Source organism: Streptomyces marokkonensis, assembly GCF_039539045.1.
GTDB classification, from domain to species: Bacteria; Actinomycetota; Actinomycetes; order Streptomycetales; family Streptomycetaceae; genus Streptomyces; species Streptomyces marokkonensis.
In genome coordinates this window covers 1-20367 of the sequence record NZ_BAABCQ010000022.1, presented here as the reverse complement: position 1 = coordinate 20367, position 20367 = coordinate 1, and the positions used below count along the sequence as shown (strand labels likewise).

The window sequence follows — 20367 nt, the reverse complement described above, 5'->3', positions numbered from 1 at the left end:
AAATTATCCTGCCCGACCCTAGGCTTCACCGCATTTTTTCCTGCGGGATGCCGCGCCCCGTATACCAGGCGCGGCAGAGGGGAAACGGTCCCGCAGGGCCGTTAGGCTGCGCCCTGCCATCGCCGCCGTCGACGGAAGCGAGTCGAGCCTTGAACTTCCTCACCATCGGTCACCGCGGAGTGATGGGTGTCGAACCCGAGAACACCCTGCGTTCCTTCGTCGCCGCCGAGCAGGCCGGCCTCGACGTCGTCGAACTGGACCTGCACCTGAGCAAGGACGGCGCGCTGGTCGTCATGCACGACGCGGACGTGGACCGCACCACCGACGGCACGGGCGCGATCTCCGAACAGACCCTCGAGGAGCTGCGCGCGCTGGACGCGGGCCGCGGGGAGCGCGTCCCCGTCTTCGAGGAGGTGCTCGACGCCGTGTCGGTGCCGTTGCAGGCCGAGATCAAGGACGTGACGGCCGCACGGACGCTCGCCGAGGTGATGCGCCGGCGAGACCTGGTGGACCGGGTGGAGGTGATCTCGTTCCACGACGAGGCGGTCGCCGAGATCGCCCGGCTGGTGCCCGGGGTCCGGACCGCCCTGGTCGCGCAGTACTACGGCCCCGAGGTCGTGGACCGTGCCGTCGACGCCGGTGCGGGCACGCTGTGCCTGGACATCAACCGGATCACGCTGGAGATCGTGGAGCGGGCCCGCAAGGCCGGTCTGCGGGTCTTCTGCTGGACGGTGAACACCCAGGACCACCTGCGGCTGGTGCGCGCCCTGGGCCTGGACGGTGCCACCACCGACTACCCGGAGATCAAACGCACCGGCCGCTTCACCGCGTGAAGGTCGAGCGGATCGGCATGGAGGGTCGAGCGGATCGGCATGGAGGACGACGCGAAGGATGACGTGGCGACCGTCGGGCGGCACGTCACACCAGCGGCTTGACCAGCAACTCGAACCGCAGGTCGTCCCGCTGCGGGATGCCGAAACGCTCGTCGCCGTACGGGAAGGGGGTCATCTCCCCCGTACGGCGGTAGCCGCGGCGTTCGTACCAGGCGATGAGGTCCTCGCGTACGGAGATCACCGTCATGTGCATCTCCGTCACGCCCCACGCCTCGCGGGCCTGCCGCTCGGCCTCCGCGATGATCGCCTTGCCCAGGCCCCCTCCCTGGAGCACCGGGCTGACGGCGAACATCCCGAAGTACGCGTGCGCCCCGCGGTGCTCCAACTGGCAGCAGGCCACGATCCCGCCGTCCCGCTCGACCGTCAGCAGGCGGCTTTCCGGTGCCTTGACGACCTCCAGTACGCCCTGCGGGTCCGTACGCCGGCCTTGGAGGATGTCCGCCTCGGTGGTCCACCCGGCCCGGCTGGATTCCCCTCGGTACGCGGACTCTATGAGCGCGACGATCTCGTCCACGTCCGCGTCGGTGGCGTCACGGAAGGTCAGCGGGCTGGCGGCGGTGTCCATGGGAGGCGTCTCCGGTTCGTTCTCGGGCGCGGCGCGGGCACCGATGAGAGTAACGCTGCCAGTAGGCTCGGGGCGCATGGTTCATGTACTCAGCAGCCGGATCCTGCTCCGCCCCACCGACCCCGACCGTTCCCGCGCCTTCTACGGCGAGCGGCTCGGCCTCGCCGTCCACCGGGAGTTCGGCACCGGTCCCGAGCGGGGGACCGTCTACTTCCTCGGCGGTGGCTTCCTGGAGGTCTCCGGCCGCTCCGAGGAGCTTCTCTCCCCCGCGCTGAAGCTGTGGCTCCAGGTGGAGGACGCGGCGGCGGCCCACGACGAGCTGCGTGCGAAGGGCGTCGAGATCGTCCGGCCTCCGGTCCGGGAGCCGTGGGGTCTGGTGGAGATGTGGATCGAGGACCCGGACGGCACGAGAATCGTGCTGGTGGAGGTGCCCGCGGACCATCCGCTGCGCTACCGGCCGGGCATCTGAGCCACCGGGGCGCTACGTGCCGGATGGCCGCGGTCCGGGCCCGGCCTTAGCGTGCTGGAGGGGGACGGACGCTCCCCGGCTCTGCGGAAGGACGCCCCACGCGATGAAGCTCCACGAACCGGTGCCCGGCGGGCCCTGCTGGGCAGAGCTGGGGACCAGCGATCTGGCGGCGGCCAAGCTGTTCTACACCAAGCTGTTCGGCTGGCGCCCCGAGACGGACTCCCGGCAGCAGGCGGGCGGCTACACGATCGCCCGCCTCGGCGACGCGGCGGTCGCCGCCCTGGCGCCGCTGTACCAACAGGCCCAGCCGGTCGCGTGGAACCTGTCGTTCGCCGTGCGTGACGCGGACGCCGCCGTACGGCAGGTGTCGGCGGCCGGCGGGGCGGTGCCGCAGGGGCCCACGGAGGTGTTCGACTCGGGCCGGTTCGTGGTGGCCGCCGATCCGACCGGCGCGGTGTTCCAGCTGTGGCAGGGCCGCTCGTTCCCGGGAGCCGGACTCTTCAACGCCCCCGGCTCACTGGGCTGGGTGGAACTGCTGACCCGGGAGCCCGACCGGGCCGCCGACTTCTACACCACGGTGTTCGGCTGGACCGTCACCGCCTCGGACCGCTATCCGCAGTGGGGGATCGACGGGGCGGACTTCGGCGGCATGGTGACGATGGACGACAAGTTCCCGCACGAGGTGCCCGCGCACTGGCTGCCGTACTTCGCGGTGACGGACGTGGACACCGCCGCGGTCGACACGACCGACGGCGGCGGCAACGTGCTCATGGAGCCCACCTCGCCTCCCGACGGACCACGTATCGCGGTACTGCGGGACCCGCAGGGCGCGATGTTCGGGGTGTACCGGGCCGGCGACGAGCGCTGAGCCGGGGAAAGTCCCGCGGGTACACGCTGCCGCGCGGTACACACCGTGTGGCAGGACCGGCCGGCGCGTGAAACGAGTTGGCCCTCACCACCGCCGCACGGTCCGCAACGTGCTCCGAGCGCCGGATCGTGACGGCCCGACCGCACCAAACTGACGTCGGGACGTCGGGACGTCGGGACGGTCTAACGTCAGACCCGCAGCGCCTCCAGGCGGCCCTCCAGTCGGCCCAGCAGTGCCCCGAGGAGCGCGGCCAGCTCCCCCTGCTCGGTACCGTCCACGCCGGACAGGACGGCGGACTCGTAGGCGAGCTGTTCCGGCAGGATGCCGTCGACGAGGTCGCGACCGGCGTCCGTGAGGCGGACGTGGGCGACCCGGCGGTCGCGGGTGTCGCCACGCCGCTCCACCAGGCCGCGCTCGGTGAGCTGCTTGAGGCGCTTGGTGACGGCGGCGCCGGAGGAGAAGGTCTCGCGGGCCAGGTCGCCGGGGGTCAGCTCGTGCCCGGTGCGGCGCAGCGCGCCGAGCAGGTCGAACTCGGCGCGGCTGAGGCCGGCCCGGCGCAGCGGTGCGTCCTCGGCCTGCTGGAGGAGGGCGGAGCAGCGGTTGATACGGCCGATGATCTCCATCGGGCCGGTATCCAGGTCGGGGTGGACGGCCCGCCACTGCCGCACGACCGCGGCGACGGTGTCACCGCCCGGTCCGCCTCTCGCGTCACCCTCGGTCGCCGAGCCCCCGTCGGTTGCGCTCATGGCCGTACGTCCTCCGTTCTCGTTCCCGTGTCCCGGTACGGACGCGTTGCCTGGCGTCGCACCGTTGCGGCGAGCGTACGGTGTCCGGACTGCTCGGCGAGCACGACCCTCTCCTGGGGAAGGGCACGCCCCCACCATTCGCCGGCCGCCGCGTCCACGGTGGCCCGCAGGTCGGTCAGCGCCGCGGCCAGTCCCCGGCGGGCCGCCTCCAGGGCGCCGGGCGCGGGGGCGGACTCCGCGAGTAGGCGGGCGGCGTGTTCGCGGGCGCGGTCGGCCGCGGTCACCGCCTGTTCGACGCGGTTCCCGGCGCGCCGGTTGGTGACGGCGACGGCTGCCAGGAAGCCGACCAGGGCGCCGACCAGGGTGTCCACCACCCGCTCGGTGATCAGCTCGCCGGGCGCCTGGTAGCCGGCGAACTCGGTGATGAGCAGGGCCATAGGGGTCACACAGACGCTGCCGAGCCAGTAGTTGCGGGTGATGAGCGCCTCGGCGCCGAAGTTGAGGGCGAGGCAGAGCAGGACGAGGAGAGCCTGCCCGAGATGGGCGAGCGGGGCGATGGCGGCGAACAGCAGCACTCCGGCGATGTTGCCGACCACACGCTGGACGGCACGACTCCAGGTCAGGGCCATGTTGGCCTGGTAGAGCGCGGCGGCGGTGACCAGGGCCCAGTAGGGGCGGCCGATGCCGAGGGCGAGGGAGGCGTAGCCGGCCAGGGCACAGCCGAGGGCGGTGCGGGCGGCGATCGGGGTCAGCGGGCCGAGCCGCTGCCACAGGGGTGCGGGGCGGGCGGCGAGTTCGGTGTCCACGCCGAGGAGTTCCTCGGCGTCCTTGGGGGTGGCGCCGGTGCGGGGTATCCGGCCGGTACCGCGCAGGGTCCGGGCCCAGCCGCGCAGCCGCTCCGGGTCGGTGTCGGCGGGCGCGGCGAGGGCGACCTCGGCGCGGACGACGAGGTGCTCCAGAGCGTGCCGGGTGGTGGCACGGGTGCCCGTCGCCGGGAGGGACAGCAGCGTCTGCCAGGCGGCCTGCACGGCGGCGTACCCGGCGGCGCGGGCCTGGGTGTGGCCGTCGCCGGTGCCGCGGGTGTCGGCGTACGCGGCGGCCGCGTTCAGGGCCTGGGCGGTGGCGCGGCGTTCCGGACCGTGCGGACGGACCAGGGCGGGCACCATGCCGACGAGCCAGGCCCAGGCACCCGCGGCGGCCGCCAGTGCCAGGTGTCCGGGGACCTGGCCGAGGGTCTGCGGGACGAAGAGGGCGGCGGAGCTGATGAAGGTCAGGACCACGTTGCCCGGCGGGCCGACGCGGGTGGCGTCGCACAGGGCCTTCTGTACGGCGGCCAGCAGGGCGCCGACCGTGACGAGGACGACGGCGTTCTGCGTGAGCGACGCGGTGACCATGGCGACGGCGACGCCGCCGAGCATCCCGAGCACCACCCAGGCCAGGGTGCGGGCCCGGGCGGCGTAGGGACGGTTGTGCGCGTAGAGCGCGCACAGGGATCCGGCCATCGTGTACATCGCCAGGTCGAGCCGGCCGAGCGACAGCAAAATCAGGTTGGGCGGGGCGACGGCGGCGACCGAGCTCAGGGCGGGCTTGAACCAGATCTCGGAGGGCCGGCGCAGGCGCAGCACGCCTGTCAGGGACAGGCGTCGGCCGAGTGAGATGCCGGAGGTGGGGGTCGCACTGCTCATGGGCACAACCTTAACAGGTGTTTTACTGGTAAAGAGTCTCTTTGGATGTGGCGCCTCTCCTGCCACCCACCGGCCACGATGCGCCGTGCTCCCCCGAATACCCCCCGTGTACACCCTTGCGCTCGCGTGCGCGCCGCACGGCCCGGGCAGTCCTTGACCGACCGTGAAGCGTCGAGCGGGGAGGCACCTGTGCACGGACCGGCGTCGTCCGGCTGGCTGCTGGTCGCGCTCTGCGCGGCGACCGGCGCCTACTGTCTGCTGCGGATGGGCAGCAGCGTCGAGGAGCAGCGCCGTGCCGCGGGCGGCGAGGCCCTCATGGGGTTCGGCATGGCCGCCATGGCCGTGCCGGCGGCGGTGTTCACCCCGCCCGGATGGGCCTGGCCCCTCTACGCGGTGGTGTTCGGCGCCGCCGGGCTGCGCGCCCTGTGGGCAGCCCGGTCCGGGCGTCACCATCTGCACCATCTCGTCGGGGCCGGGGCCATGGTCTACATGGCCGTGGCGATGGCCGGCTCACCCGCCCACGGACACGGGCACGGCACCTCCGGGGTCCCCGTGCTGACCGGGACTCTGCTGCTCTACTTCACCGGATACGTGCTGCTGACCGGCGTACGCCTGATACCCGTGCCCGCCGTGGCCGGAGGCGCTCCGGCGACCGGCGGTGGTCCGGCGGTCCGAGGCGGACCCGTGGTCCGAGGCGGACCTGTGGCCGGGTGGGGCGACCGGCCGGAGCTGGCGCGGGCCTGCCGGCTCTCCATGGGGATCGCGATGCTGGCCATGCTCCTGACCATGTGACATCCGGCAACCGCCGCGCGAAATGCGGGACACCCGATACGCGGCAACCGCGCCGGACCTCACCACACACGCGACGCTCCCCGTCCGCAACCGTTGCCTGCGTCACTTTGCGCGGCGGGCCGTACTGTCCGGAGCGCGACACTCATAGGCTGCCCCCATGACTCTCCCCGCGGCACTGCTGCTGCTCGGCGCCCTCACCGCCGTGCTCGCCCCCAGGCTGCTCGCCCGGGCCGACTGGCCGGACCGGGAACCGGTGGTCGCCCTGTGGGTGTGGCAGTGCGCGGTGGCGGCCGTGCTCGTGTGCTGCGCGCTGTCGATGACGTTCAGCGCGGCGGCGGCATGGCACGCGGTGGGCGGGCCCGTCTTCGCGACGGCGCCCGGCCCGGTGGTCGAGGCCTACGCGCTCGGCACGTCCGGCCTCTGGGCGGACACGACCGCCGTCACGCTGGCCTGCGGCGGGTTGTGGAGCGTCGCGATGCTCGCCCGGGAGATCGTGCGGGCCCGCACCCGGCGCCGCCGAAGCCGGTCCGAACTCTTGCTACGCGCACCGGCGTTGCCCGGCGAGGCACCCGGATCGGCGCCGCTCGTCGTCCTGGAGGGTGAACGGCCCGAGGCCTGGTGGCTGCCCGGTACTCCCCCGCAACTGGTCGTCACCACAGCCGCGTTGCGCCGCCTCAAAGGGCGCCGGCTCGACGCGGTCCTCGCCCACGAGAAGGGGCACGCGCGGGCGCGGCACGACTGGCTGCTGCACTGCTCGGCCGCGCTGGCGGACGGATTTCCGCAGGTTCCGGTCTTCGCCGTGTTCCGCGACGAGATGCACCGCCTGGTCGAACTCGCCGCCGACGATGTGGCCTCCCGCAGCTTCGGCCGGCTGACGACCGCCCTCGCGCTGGTCGCACTCAACGAGGACCGGGGCGTGTTCGGCCCGTGCCCGACCACCCGGGCGCACGTCCCCCAGCGGGTGCACCGGTTGCTCACTCCGCCGAACCGGCTGACGGCGACCCGAAGGCTGCGGTTGACCGCGGCTGCCGCGGTGGTCCCGGTGGTGCCGGTACTGGTGGCTTTCGTGCCGGGGCTGCGGGCGCTGGGATAGTCCCTCGCCGCTCTTCCGCCCCGGAGGGGACCCCGGGAATTGGCCCAGGACCCCCCGGGTCGGCGAGTATCGCAGCATGCAGACGCCGCGCACCGACTCACCACCCGGCCCACCGCAGCCCCGCACAGCCCTCCGCGTCACCTGCGTGCTGGTCGTGTGCTCCGCGTTGTTGCTCACCCTGGTCGCCCTCGAGTGGCGCCCGTTGATCAGCCTGGACGACGACATCGCCGACACGACGCACCGCTGGGCGGTCGACGAACCGGGCATCACACACGCGATGCGGATCCTCACCGACTGGGTGTGGGACACGTGGACGATGCGCCTGCTGTGCGCGGTGGTGGTGCTGTGGCTGTGGATTCGGCGCGGGGACCGGTGGACGGCCGTGTGGCTGGGGATGACCTGTCTGCTGGGCAGTCTGGCGCAGCAGGCGCTGAAGGCGGCGGTGAACCGCGCCCGCCCGGTCTGGCCCGACCCCGTGGACTCCGCGCACTACGCGGCCTTCCCCTCGGGCCACGCCATGACCGCCACGTTCGTGTGCGGCCTCCTGGTCTGGCTCGTCCATTACTACGGCGCCGCCCGCGCCCTGCGCCTGACCGCCCTGGCCGTGGCGGTCGTCTCCGTGGCCGGCGTCGGCGTGACGCGGGTGTGGCTCGGCGTCCACTGGGCCACGGACGTCGGCGGCGGCTGGCTCCTGGGCGCCCTGGTCGTGGCCCTGGCGGTACTGGTCCACCGGCACCGGTACCGGCACCCGTGACCACCCCGGCGGGCGGCCACCGGTACGCCTACCGGCATGCCGGCCGCCCGAACCGCGGACTGCCGTCCGGCCCGGCGCCGACGGCCGCGCGATCCGCTTCGCGCGCCGGTCTCGACGCGTGGGTGGCCGGTCGAGGAGGGGACAGAGCCGTCTGAACCGTTCACGTACGTCGACGGCCTGCCGCGGCCGGGTCCCTCTCCCCGGAGGGGAACTACGCCTCATAGGATCCGCCCCATGGCTGCCGTGCTGTTCGACTTTTCCGGGACCCTCTTCCGTGTCTAGTCCACCGAAGCCTGGCTGCGCGCAGCGCTCGCGGACGCCGGTCTGACACTGTCCGGCACCGGGTCGGCCGAGACGGCCCGGGCGCTTCAGGCCGCGGGGGCGCTGCCCGGCGGCGCGAACCCGCTGCGGGTGCCGGAGGAACTCGCCGAAGTGTGGGAGGTCCGGGACCAGAGCTCCGCGTCGCACCGGGCCGCGTACACCGGCCTCTCCCGGCAGGTGCCGCTGCCGGACCCTGGCCTTCACGACGCGCTGTACGACCGGCACATGACGCCGGGCGCGTGGAACCCGTACCCCGATGCCGCCGAGGTGCTGAGCACCCTGCGCGGGCACGGAGTCGCCGTGGGCGTCGTCGGCAACATCGGCTGGGACCTGCGTCCGGCCTTCCGCGCGCACGGCCTCGACCGGTACGTGGACACGTACGTCCTGTCGTACGAGCACGGCATCCGCAAACCCGACCCGCGACTGTTCGAGATCGCCTGCGCGGCTCTCGACACCGAGCCGGGGCAGACGCTGATGGTCGGGGACGACCGGCGGGCGGACGGCGGTGCGGCGGCCCTCGGATGCGGGGTGCACTTCGTGGACCACCTGCCGGTGACCGAACGTCCGGCCGGGCTGCGGCCGGTGCTGGACCTGGTGCGCCGACCGGAGGCCCACATCGCGCTCAACTGCCACTGAAGGGCGCGGGGAAGGAGCTGGGGCGACCACCTGACGTTTCCCGAGGCAACCACTTGGGCGTCCGTCCGCCTCGGACGATCCCCCGTGTCGTCCGAGGCAGACGGCAGTCGGACCGGGTCCGTCGAAGGCCCGGCCGCCTGCGTCGATTATAGGTGGCTGCCAGCCAGTCAACGCAGGAGTACAGGATGTCCCCGCGTAGCGCCTCGGTCAATGAAGAGTTGCGGCGGCGTTCGAAGGAGCGGCTCCTGCAGGCCACGGTGGAACTCGTCGGCGAGCACGGGTACGAGGCGACCACGCTGGGCGACATCGCCGACCGGGCGGGCTCGGCGCGCGGTCTGGTCTCGTACTACTTCCCCGGCAAGCGACAACTGGTGCAGTCCGCCGTGCACCGGCTGATGCACCGCACGCTGGAGGAGGCGCTGGAGCGCGCCCCGCGCACCGCCGAGGGGCCGGAGCGGATGGCGCGGGCCATCGACGCGATTCTGGGGCTGGCCCGCGATCGGCCGGTGCTCATGCGCCAGCACATGGCGGGCCTGCTTCAGGCCGAGGTGGGTTTCGTGCCGTGCCCGGAGCAGCGGCGGCTGGCGGAGTTGCTGCGGGACACCGTGGCCCGGCACGGCTCATGGGACGTCGACCGCGACTACCCGATGCTGCGCGCGCTGCTGATGGGCGCCGTGTTCGCCGCCCTGGTGCCAGGGGTGCCGATGCCCGTGCCGGTGCTGCGCGCCGAGTTGTTCAAGCGCTACCGGCTGGAGTGGGAGCTGGGAGTCCCGCCGGACTCCGAGGCGCCCGACGGGACGGGACACGACACGGACCTGTCGCGGTTCTTTGCGACCGGCGTGCGGGGCCTGCCGGTCAGGACTGACCCGACCGGGCCTGACCGACCGACCGGCCCGACCGGCCCGACCGATCAGGCCGATCAGGCCGGCCGAATCGGTCACACCGATCCGGCCGCCCGGGCGGCCGGAACCTTGGGGACCGACCGGGCGGCTCAGTCGAAGTAGTCCGGCTGCGTCTGCGTGTTGAGCTCCCGCAGGTGGACCCGCTTGGCCGGGTCGGTGCGCCGGTCGCTGAGCTTGAGGACGTCGAAGCCCTTGGCGATGTCGTTCGAGTAGATGTAGCCGTTGTAGTAGTAGGCCGACCAGGAACCGCCGGTGGTGACGCCGTCCATGGCCAGCGGGCCCCGCTCGAAGTAGGCGATCTCCTTCGGACGCTCGGAGTCGGTGAACTCCCAGACGGACACACCGCCCTGGTACCAGGCCTGGACCATGATGTCCCGGCCCTTGACCGGGATCAGCGAACCGTTGTGGGCCACGCAGTTCTCGGTGTCCGCCTGGTGGCGGGGGATCTTGAAGTAGCTGCGGAAGACCAGTTCGCGGTGGTCGCCCCTGCCCACGATGTCGTAGATGCCGTCGGCGCCGCGGTTCGGGCCGATCTCCGCGTTGCAGGTCGCGGCGCCCCCGCCACCCAACTCGTCGGTGAAGACGACCTTGTTCGCCCGTTGGTTGAAGGTCGCCGAGTGCCAGAAGGCGAAGTTGACGTTGTCCTGGACCCGGTCGACGACCTTCGGCCGCTCGGGGTCCTTGATGGAGAACAGGATGCCGTCGCCCATGCAGGCGCCCGCCGCCAGGTCCTTCGAGGGCAGGACGGTGATGTCGTGGCAGCCGGTGGTCTTGGAGACACCCGGGTTGGTGGGCCCGCCCGGGTTGCCGCCGCCGTCGGGGCCCTCGCCGGGGAACAGCACCGGGAAGTCCACGACAGCCGCCCGCTCGGGGGCCTTGCGCGGCACCTTGATGACGGAGATGCCGTCGTGCGGTGGCCGGCAGTCGGGGTAGGCGGCGTTCGGCGAGTACGAGGAGACGTAGACGTAGACGTTCCTGCGCTCGGGCACCAGCGTGTGGGTGTGCGAGCCGCAGGCGGTCTCGACGGCGGCGACGTACTTCGGGTTCCGCTTGTCGCTGATGTCGAAGACCTTCATGCCCTCCCAGGAGGACTTCTCGGTCGCCGGCTGCGTGGTGCTGTCACAACTGTCGTCGCTGCGCGAGGAGTCGGTCGACAGGAACAGCAGGTCACCGGAGACGGAGATGTCGTTCTGCGAGCCGGGACACAGCACCTGGGCGACGGTCCTCGGCTTCTTCGGGTTCTTGATGTCGAAGATGCGGAAGCCGTCGTAGTTGCCGGCGAAGGCGTACCGGCCCTGGAAGGCCAGGTCGGAATTGGTGCCGGAGAGCGCGTCCTTGGGGATGTTGGCCAGGTGCTCGATGTTGTCCGAGTGGACTATCTCGTCCGGGCCGGGTATCTCGCCGCTCTCGATGGCGTCGCGCACCTCGGCGCGGGCGCTCTTGGACACCTCCTTCGACGTGGCCGGACCGTCCCCGGGGTCGGGGATCGCCATGGCCGGGCCGGCGGTGAGAAGTGCGGACAGGAGTCCGGCGGCGACGGCCGCGACTCCCAGCCGTCTGCGCCGCGTTCGCGGGTCGTTGAACAGGGTCACTGTTTCCTCCCTACGTCCGTTCCTGTCGGAACGGTTCACGCACCTCCGCAGTATCGTATTGAGCATGCACATATCAACAGGGGGCAGCAAACACACAATGAAGTTTTCTGATCACTGACGCGCGGAAGCGTGTCAGGACGGTCACCGCACCCACAAGGCGTTCGCCATCCCTCCCCCATCGGGGGCGCCCCCAGCCACAGGAGGTCGTTGTGTCCCTTCGCCCTGCGCCGTCCCGTGCCTCGCTCGTCGTGGCCTCACTGACCGCGCTGGCCGTGCTCGCGCTCGGGGCCTGCGACTCCGGCTCGGACACCGGGGCGGCGGCCGCGGCCGGACCCTCGGTGATCGCTCCGGGCAAACCGGGCGAGGGCAACCGGACACTTTCCGCCAAGGACGCCGAGGAACAGCGTGCGGACGACGACTCCCCCAATTCGGCGGACGTCTCCTACGCGCGGATGATGATCCAGCACCACGCACAGGCGCTGGAGATGACCGGACTCGTCCCGGAGCACGCCGAGTCCGGCCAGGTAAAAGCGCTCGCCGAACGGATCTCCGTCGCACAGGGACCGGAGATCACGGCGATGCAAGGCTGGCTGAGGAACCACGGCGAGAAGGAGGCGGGCGGCGGCCACGATCACGCCGCCATGCCGGGGATGGCGACCGAGGCCCAGTTGGAGGAGTTGCGCACGGCGCGGGGCAAGGCCTTCGACCAGCTCTTCCTCACGCTGATGATCACTCACCACGAAGGCGCGATCACCATGGCCACGGAGGTGAAGTCGCAGGGCAACAACGTGCAGGTCGAGGAGATGGCCGACGACGTGGTCGCCCAGCAGACGAGCGAGATCTCCCGGATGCGCGAAATGCTGTGACGGCCCGCCCGAAGCGCGTCAGCGCCGTGCGCGACGCGGAGCCAGAAAGCCCTCGTCGCGCGCCTGGCCGATCAGCCTGAGCGACTTCCGCCGGCTGTGCCCGGTCGCGCACATCACCGCGAGGACCGGGTCGCCGCCCTCGTCCCGGGCCGCCCGGTACTCCCGCGCGACGAGCCGACGCCCTTCCCTGCCGCCCGGCCACGCGGGGCGCGCACGCCGCGTGGCGGCCGGGACGGCACGGGCGGAGGCCGGCACGCAGGCCTCGAAGAGTGGATTCTCCAGCCACTCGGCGAGCACGGCCAGGTCGTCGAGGGACAGCGGCGGCTCGGCGCGTACGTCCTCGACCCGCACCTCCTGGCCGGACAGCACGGCGAGCGCGTCCACCCGGGCGCCGTCGGCGAACGTCAGCCGCACGTCGAACCACGAGGCGGTGGTGCCGCCCTCGCTCACCACCCAAGTGTGCCGCACGGACATCTCACCGTCGTCCGGACAGCGGTCGGAAAGCTGAAGAGAACGATCAACGAAGGACGCTTCGAGCACACACCGTACGTAACCTCATGATCACATTCCATAAGAACAGCACACGCGTAAACACACACCGTTCACCGGGCGCAGCACCCTGTCAGCGGAGCCGAAGCGGTGGGATGCTGGAGACATCAGTACCCCTCCGACTTTCCGGACCGTCCGACTCCCGCGCCCTCCGGCCCTCGTGTCGTCCCGGCTCCCGCGCCGTCCCGGCTCCCGCGCCCTCCGGCTCTCGGACCCTCCGGCTCCCGGACAAGGAGTTCCGCCGTGCTGCGTGTCGCCGTCGTCGGCTCGGGACCGAGTGGGTGCTACACCGCCCAGAGCCTCGTCCAGCTCGACCGTGACGTGCTCGTGGACGTCCTGGACCGTCTGCCCTGCCCGTACGGACTGGTGAGATACGGCGTGGCGCCGGACCACGAGAAGATCAAGTCGCTCCAGAACACCCTGCGCACGATCCTGGAGGACGAGCGGGTTCGGTTCCTGGGCGGCGTCCCGGTCGGCCCCGGGGGTGTGCCCACCGCCCGGCTGCGGGAGCTGTACCACGCGGTGGTCTACTGCGTGGGCGCCGCCACCGACCGGCGGCTGGGCATCCCCGGCGAGGATCTGCCGGGGAGCTGGTCTGCCACCGAGTTCGTGTCCTGGTACAGCGCCCATCCGGACGCCGTGGACGACGGCTTCCTGCGCGGGGCGCGGTCGGCGGTCGTGATCGGGGTGGGCAACGTCGCCGTGGACGTGGCGCGGATACTGGTCCGCGGGGTGGCCGAGCTGAGCGGCACCGACATGCCGCAGGCGGCGCTCGACACGCTCGCCGCCGGCCGGGTGGCCGACGTGCACATGGTCGGCAGGCGGGGCCCCTCGCAGGCCCGCTTCACCACCAAGGAGCTGCGCGAGCTGGGCGCTCTGCCGGACACGGCGGTCCTGGTGGACCCTGCGGAGCTGGCACTGGACCCGGCGTACGGGGACCCCTCCGGGCTGCCCGGTACGCAGCGCCGCAACGTGGAGGTGCTGCGCGGCTGGGCCGAGCGGACCGCGCCGGAAACCGCCCGCCGGATCCGGCCGCGCTTCTTCCTGCGCCCGGTGGAGCTGACGGCGGACGACGACGGCCGCGTGGGCACCGTGCGCTTCGAACGGACGGTGCCGGACGGGTGCGGCGGCGTGACGGGCACCGGACGGTACACGGAGATCGAGGCCCGACTGGTGCTGCGGTCGGTGGGCTACCGCGGGGTGCCGCTGGAGGGACTGCCGTTCGACGCGGCGAGCGGGACGGTGCCGCATCGGGCGGGGCGCGTCCTGCGCGCGGACGCCGTGGCCCCCGGCGAGTACGTGTCCGGCTGGATCAAGCGGGGGCCCACCGGCGTCATCGGCACCAACCGCCCGTGCGCGAAGGAGACGGTGACGTCCCTGCTGGCGGACGCCGCCTCGCTCGTACGCCGGGACCTCCCCGCCGACCCCCTCCGCCTCCTGCGCACCGAAGGCGTCGAGCCGGTCGAGTGGGCCGGCTGGCAGGCCATCGAGCGGGCCGAGGCGGGCCTCGGCGCCGCACTGGGACGGCGCGTGGTGAAGCTGCCCGACTGGGAGGCACTGCTGGCGGCGGCACGGACGGCGACGGCCTGAGTACGCCGGCCGGTACGCCTGGCCCAGCCCGCCGTCAGCCGGTGCCGAGGCGGGAGACCTGGCGGGCGGCGGCGGCCAGAAGGGCGTCGAGCAGGCCGGGGAAGAGAGCGTCCAGGTCACCCCTGCGCAGACCGTTCATCTTGGCCGTGCCCCGATAGGTCTGCCGGATCACCCCGCTCTCGCGCAGTACCCGGAAGTGATGCGTAGTGGTGGACTTGGTGACCGGCAGGTCGAAGTACGAGCAGGAAAAGAGCTCGTCACTGTCGACGGCGAGATCCCGCACGATCCGCAGCCGCACCGGGTCCGAGAGCGCGTGCAGCACCCCTTCCAGCCGAATCTCCTCGCGCGCCGGGTGCGGCAGGTCGCGGGTGCCGGCGGCAGTGGCAGCGGGGGTCACGGCGGCTCCAGTTCGTCCGGGAAGGCCCACCGTTCAGGAGCAGGAGGGCCTTGTCTGGGCGTTCATCGGTCTTCAGTGTACGAGAACATTGTACGAAGGGCGTCGTAGTTTGACAGCCTCCGTACTACGAGAGTTATCGTACGAGCCGTTCCGTCCTGCCGCGACCAAGGGAGCAGCTCTGATGACCGCCCTCTTCCAGCCCCTACAGCTGCGTGACACCACGATCCCGAACCGGGTCTGGATGCCGCCGATGTGCCAGTACTCCGCCGCACCGCAGGGCCCGTCGGCAGGCGTCCCCGGCGACTGGCACTTCGCGCACTACGGCGCACGCGCGATGGGCGGCACCGGGCTGATCGTCGTCGAGGCCACCGGCGTGTCGCCGGAGGGCCGCATCTCCCCGCAGGACCTCGGCCTGTGGAACGACACCCAGGTCGTGGCGTTCCGCCGGATCACGGACTTCCTGCGCTCCCAGGGCACGGTCCCGGCGATCCAGCTGGCCCACGCCGGCCGCAAGGCCTCGACCGCGCAGCCCTGGAAGGGCGGGGCGCCCGTGGGCCCCGACGCGTACGGCTGGCAGCCGCTGGCCCCGAGCGGCCTGGCGTTCGACGAGCGGCACCCGGTGCCGACCGAACTGTCGGTCGCACAGATCCAGGACGTGGTCGGCCAGTTCACGGACGCCGCGCGCCGGGCCCTCGCCGCCGGTTTCGAGATCGTCGAGGTCCACGGTGCCCACGGCTACCTGATCCACGAGTTCCTCTCCCCGCACTCCAACCACCGCACCGACGCCTACGGCGGCTCGTACGAGAACCGCACCCGGTTCGCCCTGGAGGTCGTCGACGCCGTACGGGAGGTGTGGCCCGACGACAAGCCGCTGTTCTTCCGCGTCTCCGCGACCGACTGGCTGGAGGAGGGCGGCTGGACGGCCGACGACAGCGTCCGCTTCGCCCGCGACCTCCAGGCCCACGGCATCGACCTCCTCGACGTCTCCACCGGCGGCAACGTCCCGCGCGTCCGGATCCCGACCGGACCCGGCTACCAGGTCCCGTTCGCCGCGCGCCTGAAGGCCGAGACCACCCTTCCGGTCGCCGCCGTCGGCCTGATCACCGAGTCCGGGCAGGCCGAGAAGATCCTGGCCAACGGCGAGGCCGACGCGGTGCTGCTGGGCCGCGAGCTGCTGCGCAACCCGTCCTGGGCCCAGCACGCGGCGCGGGAGCTGGGCGAGGACGTCCGGATGCCGGACCAGTACGGCTGGGGCATGTGAGGCGAAGCGTCGTCGCGCGCTGCGGCACGCGCCCGCGCGCGACCGCCGAGTCCGGCCCGCCCGGACGCACGCCGCCCGGACGAGCCGGACTCGAACGACTCGGGCCCGACGGCACGCATCGCACGTACGCGACGTCCGACACCGCCTATGAGTGACGCGTGACGGTGGCTTGATCCCGTCGCCTCAGGTCCGGGTGTCCCTCGCCCGGACCTGACCGGCCCCCGCTCCCGCGGGTAGTCCGTACAGGGCTCACGCAGGGCCGTGCCCGGGCAGTGGGCCGGGAGGAGTTCCGAGGACAGGACCGGGTCTGCGAGCAGATGGCGCACGTCGTCCGCGGGCGCTGTCCGGCGAGACCTGAACGGCGCGCGCGTCCTCTCGCCGGACCCGAGACCATCGTCCCGACCTGCGGCGACAGCCTTTCCGGAGGTGACTGTCAGTGCCGGGGTGCAGACTGGCCCGTGTCCGGGACAAAGGCGTCGACGACGACGCCGCGGAGGTGATCGGCATGACCGAGGTACTGCTCGCCGTGGGCACCCGCAAGGGCCTGTTCATCGGGCGCCGGCGGGGTGGCGCCTGGGAGTTCGACGAGAGTCCCTACTTCAACGCACAGGCCGTCTACTCGGTCGCCCTCGACACGCGCGGCGGGACCCCGCGGCTGCTGGCCGGCGGTGACAGCGCGCACTGGGGACCGTCGGTGTTCCACTCCGACGACCTGGGCCGCACCTGGACGGAACCGGCACGGCCGGCCGTCAGGTTCCCCAAGGAGACGGGTGCTTCGCTGGAGCGGGTCTGGCAGCTGCACCCGTCCGTCGCGGAGCCCGACGTGGTCTACGCGGGCACGGAACCGGCCGCGCTGTACCGCTCGGAGGACCGCGGCGAGAGCTTCGAGCTGGTCCGCCCCCTGTGGGAGCACCCCACGCGGTCCCAGTGGGTGCCGGGCGGCGGGGGCGAGGGGCTGCACACCGTCCTCACCGACGAGCGGGACCCGAAGTCGGTGACGGTCGCCGTCTCGACCGCGGGCGTGTTCCGCACGGGCGACGGCGGAGCGAGCTGGGCGCCGTCCAACTCCGGGGTCTCCGCGGTGTTCCTGCCGGACCCGAACCCGGAGTTCGGCCAGTGCGTGCACAAGGTCGCACGCGACGCGGTGACACCGGACCGGCTGTATCTGCAGAATCACTGGGGTGTGTACCGCAGCGACGACGCCGGTGCCCGGTGGACGGACATCGGCGAGGGCCTGCCGTCCACATTCGGTTTCGCGGTGGCGGCCCATCCGCACCGCGGCGACACGGCGTACGTGTTCCCGATCACCGCCGACTCGGACCGGGTCCCGGCCGGCCGCCGCTGCCGGGTCTACCGCACGGCGGACGCGGGCAGGACCTGGGAACCGCTCACGGCGGGGCTTCCCCAGGAGGACCACTACGGCACGGTGCTGCGCGACGCGCTGTGGACCGACGACGCGGAACAGGCGGGCGTGTACTTCGGCAACCGCAACGGCGAGGTGTTCGCGTCGGCCGACGACGGGGACAGCTGGCGCCAGTTGGCCTCGCACCTCCCGGACGTGCTGTGCGTGCGGGCCGCGGCCGTCGGATGAACCGTCGGGCCACCCCGGCGGCCGGCGCTCCTCCGGGTGGGGTTCAGGCGCGGTGGCTCTGTCGGCGGCCCCTCCGGTCCGTCTCGCGGGCCTCTGGCCGGAGGCGAGGCGATGACGGCCCCGGTGGGGGAGGGGATGGGGGCGGGGACGAGTGCGCCCCGGTCCGACCCGAGTGGGGCGGGGCGGAGCGCTCGGTGCGAGACGGGCGGTCAGGCCCCCTGGGGCTGGAGGTAGCGGGCCAGCAGGTCGTCCAGGCTCACCATGCCGGTGAGAGCGCCGGTACCGTCGCGGACCACCGCGAGGGAGGCCCGACGTCGGCGCAGCAACTCGATCGCTTCGGCCACCGTGGTCTCCTCGGCCAGTTCGGGCACGGGGCGTGCCAGGGCGCGGGCGTTGGTGGGCCGGCCCTGGGCCCGGGCGACCAGGACGTCGCGGGCGTGCACCGAGCCGAGCACCTCCCCGCCCGCGCGGACCAGTAGCCGGGTGCGGTCGGTGCCGGCGGCCAGGGCGAGGATCTGTTCCGCGTGGGCGTCGGCGTCGACCGCGGTGATGTCGGCCGCCGGGACCCGCAGGTCGCGCACCGGGGTCTCCGGCTCGGTCAGTGAGCGGGTGAGCAGGTCGGAGTCGGTCTCGCTGATCAGGCCGAGGCGTTCCGACTCCTCCACCAGGTGGGTGAGCTGCTCCCGGTTGTGGACGGAGGCCAGTTCGTCGCGCGGGCTGACGCGGCACAGCCGGACCAGGGCGTTGCTGATCCGGTTGAGGACCCAGATGAGCGGACGTACGGCCTTCACGACCGCCCGGAAGGGCGCGGAGAGGAGCATCGCGGAGCGTTCGGGGTGGGCGATGGCCCAGGACTTGGGTGCCATCTCGCCGAGCACCATGTGCAGGAACACGACCACGATCATCGCCACGGCGAAGGCCACACCGTAGCTGAGCGCGGTGGGCAGACCCAGCTTGTGCAGCAGGGGGTCCAGTTCGTGGGAGATCGCGGGCTTGGACACCGAACCCAGGCCCAGAGTGCACACGGTGATGCCGAGCTGGGCGCCGGCCAGCATCAGCGAGAGCTCGCGCATACCGGCCAGGGCCGCCTTGGCGCCGCGCTGCCCGTCGGCCACGGCCTTCTCCATGCGGTGCCGTTTGGCGGCGACCAACGCGAACTCGGCCGCGACGAAGAATCCACTGCCTACGAGCAGCAGGACGGTGACGAAGAGCGCCATCGGGAAACTCATGCCTGCTTCTCCGTCTTCTCGGGCAGCCGCTCGATCCGGACTCGTTCCGGTACGTGCCGGTCGAGGGTGCGTACGTCGATCGCCACGTCCTCGCCGTCGGGCAGTGTCACCGTGAGGTGGTCGCCGATGGCCGGGAAACGGCCGAGGCGGTCGACGATCAGGCCCGCCACGGTGTCGTAGTCGTCGTCCTCGGGCAGCTCGACGCCGGTGACCTCGGCCACCTCGTCCAGACGCCGCCCGGCGTCCACCAGCCAGCCGTCGTCGTCCGCGACCGCGACCTCGGTGACGGTGTCGGACTCGTCGGCGATGTCACCCACGAGCTCCTCGGCGACGTCCTCGTAGGTGACGACGCCCGCAACGCCGCCGTGCTCGTCGAGGACCACGGCGAACTCGTCGTCCCGCTCCCGCATCCGCTCCACGGCGTCCGGCAGCGGCAGAGTGTCCGGCAGCAGCAGCGGCCCCCGGGCCAACGCGCCGGCCGCGGTGGAGGTGAGCCGGTCGGCGGGCAGCCCCATCAGTTCCCGTACGCCCAGCACACCCGCGACGTCGTCCGGGTGGTCGCCGAGCACGGGGTAGTTGGAGTGGCCGTGCTTGCCGATGAGGTCGATGGCCTCGGCCGCGGTGGCCTCCTTGCGGACGAAGACCGCGTCGACGCGCGGCACCATCACCTGGTGCAGCGTCCGGTCGGAGAACTCCAGCGCGTGGTCGATCAGCTCGGCTGTGCCGCGCGGCAGCTGTCCCTGCTCATGGGACTCGCCGATCAGATGGCCCAGCTCCTCCAGGGTGGCGCCGTGGTGCAGTTCCTCGACCGGCTCGATGCCGACCTTGCGCAGCAGCCTGTTCGCCGCGCCATCGAAGATCCGGACCACCGGGCCGACGACCTTCAGATAGGCCAGCGTGGAGCCGGCCAGTGACTTCGCCAACCGTTCCGGGACGGCGATGGCGAGGTTCTTCGGGGCCAGCTCGCCCAGCACCATCTGCACGATGGTGGCCAGGACGAAGGCGAGCACGACGGAGATGCCGGTGACGGCGCCGTCGGGGATGCCGACTCCGGACAGGACCGGTCTCAGCAGCGCGGAGACGGACGGCTCGGCGATGAAACCGACGACCAGACCCGTCACGGTGATGCCGAGCTGGGCGCCCGAGAGCATGAACGACAACCGCTCCAGCACCGTCAGGGCGCGGGCGGCCTTCCGGTCCCCGGCGTCGGCCTCACGCGCGAGGGCGAGCCGGTCCGCGGAGACGTACGCGAACTCCTGGGCGACGAAGTAGCCAGTGCCCGCGGTCAGCACGAACACCGCCAGTACACCCAGCCAGGCTTCCACGGCACTCATCCGACACCACCCCGCCGCGAGCCGAGCTCAGGAAGTACCGGGCGGGATGGCCGGGGACTGCGCCCCGAAGGGTCCGTCGATCTGGCGGACAAGCGATGACTCCTCGTCTGGACGTGTCGGTACGAAAACGATTGTGGCCGAAAACAGGTTCCCGATCGCCGCCCACGCCGGACCGGCACGGGCACGTCGCCCCATCCCCGTCAGCAGGACGCCGAAGAAGGAGCCCATGCCGAC

20 protein-coding genes are annotated in these 20367 nt (G+C 72.2%); 12 read left to right on the top strand and 8 right to left on the bottom strand.

Going from position 1 to position 20367, the window contains the following annotated elements; all coding sequences use genetic code 11:
- The first annotated feature begins 149 nt into the window (after positions 1 to 149).
- Complete coding sequence (locus ABEA26_RS08135) at positions 150 to 833, top strand: glycerophosphodiester phosphodiesterase (RefSeq protein ID WP_345590549.1); 684 nt, start codon at positions 150 to 152, stop codon at positions 831 to 833.
- An 85-nt stretch (positions 834 to 918) separates the two neighbouring features.
- Here ABEA26_RS08135 and ABEA26_RS08130 read toward each other — a convergent pair whose 3' ends face one another.
- Positions 919 to 1458 carry a GNAT family N-acetyltransferase gene (locus ABEA26_RS08130; RefSeq protein ID WP_345590547.1) on the bottom strand — a complete coding sequence of 180 codons (540 nt, stop codon included), beginning with the start codon at positions 1456 to 1458 and terminating at the stop codon, positions 919 to 921.
- Positions 1459 to 1534: 76 nt separating this feature from the next.
- Here ABEA26_RS08130 and ABEA26_RS08125 point away from each other — a divergent pair, with 76 nt between their 5' ends.
- Both ABEA26_RS08125 and ABEA26_RS08120 read left to right on the top strand, forming a co-directional pair.
- Positions 1535 to 1927 carry a VOC family protein gene (locus ABEA26_RS08125; protein WP_345590545.1) on the top strand — a complete coding sequence of 131 codons (393 nt, stop codon included), beginning with the start codon at positions 1535 to 1537 and terminating at the stop codon, positions 1925 to 1927.
- A 103-nt stretch (positions 1928 to 2030) separates the two neighbouring features.
- Positions 2031 to 2795: a VOC family protein gene (locus ABEA26_RS08120; protein WP_345590543.1), complete on the top strand. Its 765-nt coding sequence runs from the start codon at positions 2031 to 2033 to the stop codon at positions 2793 to 2795.
- A 188-nt stretch (positions 2796 to 2983) separates the two neighbouring features.
- Here the strand turns inward: ABEA26_RS08120 and ABEA26_RS08115 are convergent, their stop codons facing one another.
- Together ABEA26_RS08115 and ABEA26_RS08110 are read right to left on the bottom strand one after the other, a co-directional pair.
- Positions 2984 to 3541 carry a MarR family winged helix-turn-helix transcriptional regulator gene (locus ABEA26_RS08115; RefSeq protein WP_345590542.1) on the bottom strand — a complete coding sequence of 186 codons (558 nt, stop codon included), beginning with the start codon at positions 3539 to 3541 and terminating at the stop codon, positions 2984 to 2986.
- Entirely contained in the window at positions 3538 to 5226 is a 1689-nt protein-coding gene (locus ABEA26_RS08110; RefSeq protein WP_345590540.1) for an FUSC family protein, read from the bottom strand. The genes ABEA26_RS08115 and ABEA26_RS08110 overlap by 4 nt, the downstream gene beginning before the upstream one ends.
- Before the next feature lie 189 nt (positions 5227 to 5415).
- Here ABEA26_RS08110 and ABEA26_RS08105 point away from each other — a divergent pair, with 189 nt between their 5' ends.
- The 5 genes from ABEA26_RS08105 to ABEA26_RS08085 all read left to right on the top strand — a co-directional run bounded on the left by ABEA26_RS08105 (position 5416) and on the right by ABEA26_RS08085 (position 9826).
- Complete coding sequence (locus ABEA26_RS08105) at positions 5416 to 6018, top strand: DUF5134 domain-containing protein (RefSeq protein WP_345590538.1); 603 nt, start codon at positions 5416 to 5418, stop codon at positions 6016 to 6018.
- A 157-nt stretch (positions 6019 to 6175) separates the two neighbouring features.
- Complete coding sequence (locus ABEA26_RS08100) at positions 6176 to 7111, top strand: M56 family metallopeptidase (RefSeq protein ID WP_345590536.1); 936 nt, start codon at positions 6176 to 6178, stop codon at positions 7109 to 7111.
- A 76-nt stretch (positions 7112 to 7187) separates the two neighbouring features.
- Positions 7188 to 7865, top strand: coding sequence for a phosphatase PAP2 family protein (locus tag ABEA26_RS08095; RefSeq protein WP_345590534.1), 678 nt, complete (start codon positions 7188 to 7190; stop codon positions 7863 to 7865).
- A gap of 297 nt (positions 7866 to 8162) precedes the next feature.
- Positions 8163 to 8822, top strand: coding sequence for an HAD family hydrolase (locus ABEA26_RS08090; protein WP_345590611.1), 660 nt, complete (start codon positions 8163 to 8165; stop codon positions 8820 to 8822).
- A 185-nt stretch (positions 8823 to 9007) separates the two neighbouring features.
- Positions 9008 to 9826, top strand: coding sequence for a TetR/AcrR family transcriptional regulator (locus tag ABEA26_RS08085; protein WP_345590532.1), 819 nt, complete (start codon positions 9008 to 9010; stop codon positions 9824 to 9826).
- Here the strand turns inward: ABEA26_RS08085 and ABEA26_RS08080 are convergent.
- Positions 9814 to 11316 (bottom strand): LVIVD repeat-containing protein, encoded by a 1503-nt coding sequence (locus ABEA26_RS08080; protein WP_345590530.1) that lies wholly within the window; start codon positions 11314 to 11316, stop codon positions 9814 to 9816. The two genes, ABEA26_RS08085 and ABEA26_RS08080, sit on opposite strands and share 13 nt — an antisense overlap.
- Before the next feature lie 209 nt (positions 11317 to 11525).
- Here ABEA26_RS08080 and ABEA26_RS08075 point away from each other — a divergent pair, with 209 nt between their 5' ends.
- Positions 11526 to 12182, top strand: a complete 657-nt coding sequence (locus tag ABEA26_RS08075) for a DUF305 domain-containing protein (protein ID WP_345590528.1) — start codon at positions 11526 to 11528, stop codon at positions 12180 to 12182.
- Positions 12183 to 12200: 18 nt separating this feature from the next.
- Here the strand turns inward: ABEA26_RS08075 and ABEA26_RS08070 are convergent, their stop codons facing one another.
- A complete protein-coding gene (locus ABEA26_RS08070) occupies positions 12201 to 12656 on the bottom strand; it encodes a DUF6214 family protein (RefSeq protein WP_345590526.1) in 456 nt (151 codons plus the stop codon).
- Positions 12657 to 12974: 318 nt separating this feature from the next.
- Here ABEA26_RS08070 and ABEA26_RS08065 point away from each other — a divergent pair, with 318 nt between their 5' ends.
- Positions 12975 to 14321 (top strand): FAD-dependent oxidoreductase, encoded by a 1347-nt coding sequence (locus ABEA26_RS08065; protein WP_345590524.1) that lies wholly within the window; start codon positions 12975 to 12977, stop codon positions 14319 to 14321.
- Positions 14322 to 14355: 34 nt separating this feature from the next.
- On the opposite strand, the gene ABEA26_RS08060 is transcribed toward ABEA26_RS08065, so the two are convergent.
- Complete coding sequence (locus ABEA26_RS08060; protein WP_345590522.1) at positions 14356 to 14718, bottom strand: helix-turn-helix domain-containing protein; 363 nt, start codon at positions 14716 to 14718, stop codon at positions 14356 to 14358.
- 181 nt (positions 14719 to 14899) lie between these two features.
- Here ABEA26_RS08060 and ABEA26_RS08055 point away from each other — a divergent pair, with 181 nt between their 5' ends.
- Positions 14900 to 15979 (top strand): NADH:flavin oxidoreductase/NADH oxidase, encoded by a 1080-nt coding sequence (locus ABEA26_RS08055; RefSeq protein ID WP_345590521.1) that lies wholly within the window; start codon positions 14900 to 14902, stop codon positions 15977 to 15979.
- A gap of 436 nt (positions 15980 to 16415) precedes the next feature.
- A complete protein-coding gene (locus ABEA26_RS08045; protein ID WP_345590519.1) occupies positions 16416 to 17570 on the top strand; it encodes a WD40/YVTN/BNR-like repeat-containing protein in 1155 nt (384 codons plus the stop codon).
- A gap of 209 nt (positions 17571 to 17779) precedes the next feature.
- Here ABEA26_RS08045 and ABEA26_RS08040 read toward each other — a convergent pair whose 3' ends face one another.
- Together ABEA26_RS08040 and ABEA26_RS08035 are read right to left on the bottom strand one after the other, a co-directional pair.
- Positions 17780 to 18799: a hemolysin family protein gene (locus tag ABEA26_RS08040; RefSeq protein WP_345590518.1), complete on the bottom strand. Its 1020-nt coding sequence runs from the start codon at positions 18797 to 18799 to the stop codon at positions 17780 to 17782.
- On the bottom strand, positions 18796 to 20133 hold the full coding sequence (locus ABEA26_RS08035) for a hemolysin family protein (protein ID WP_345590517.1): 1338 nt from the start codon (positions 20131 to 20133) through the stop codon (positions 18796 to 18798). The genes ABEA26_RS08040 and ABEA26_RS08035 overlap by 4 nt, the downstream gene beginning before the upstream one ends.
- Between the last annotated feature and the right edge of the window lie 234 nt (positions 20134 to 20367).

Bases quoted from the DNA above. Each gene is read 5' to 3' on its own strand.
- ABEA26_RS08110 (WP_345590540.1), bottom strand. From the start codon at position 5,226: ATGAGCAGTGCGACCCCCACCTCCGGCATCTCACTCGGCCGACGCCTG.
- ABEA26_RS08115 (WP_345590542.1), bottom strand. From the start codon at position 3,541: ATGAGCGCAACCGACGGGGGCTCGGCGACCGAGGGTGACGCGAGAGGC.
- ABEA26_RS08125 (WP_345590545.1), top strand. From the start codon at position 1,535: ATGGTTCATGTACTCAGCAGCCGGATCCTGCTCCGCCCCACCGACCCC.
- ABEA26_RS08095 (WP_345590534.1), top strand. From the start codon at position 7,188: ATGCAGACGCCGCGCACCGACTCACCACCCGGCCCACCGCAGCCCCGC.
- ABEA26_RS08055 (WP_345590521.1), top strand. From the start codon at position 14,900: ATGACCGCCCTCTTCCAGCCCCTACAGCTGCGTGACACCACGATCCCG.
- ABEA26_RS08100 (WP_345590536.1), top strand. From the start codon at position 6,176: ATGACTCTCCCCGCGGCACTGCTGCTGCTCGGCGCCCTCACCGCCGTG.
- ABEA26_RS08120 (WP_345590543.1), top strand. From the start codon at position 2,031: ATGAAGCTCCACGAACCGGTGCCCGGCGGGCCCTGCTGGGCAGAGCTG.
- ABEA26_RS08040 (WP_345590518.1), bottom strand. From the start codon at position 18,799: ATGAGTTTCCCGATGGCGCTCTTCGTCACCGTCCTGCTGCTCGTAGGC.
- ABEA26_RS08130 (WP_345590547.1), bottom strand. From the start codon at position 1,458: ATGGACACCGCCGCCAGCCCGCTGACCTTCCGTGACGCCACCGACGCG.
- ABEA26_RS08035 (WP_345590517.1), bottom strand. From the start codon at position 20,133: ATGAGTGCCGTGGAAGCCTGGCTGGGTGTACTGGCGGTGTTCGTGCTG.
- ABEA26_RS08085 (WP_345590532.1), top strand. From the start codon at position 9,008: ATGTCCCCGCGTAGCGCCTCGGTCAATGAAGAGTTGCGGCGGCGTTCG.
- ABEA26_RS08070 (WP_345590526.1), bottom strand. From the start codon at position 12,656: ATGTCCGTGCGGCACACTTGGGTGGTGAGCGAGGGCGGCACCACCGCC.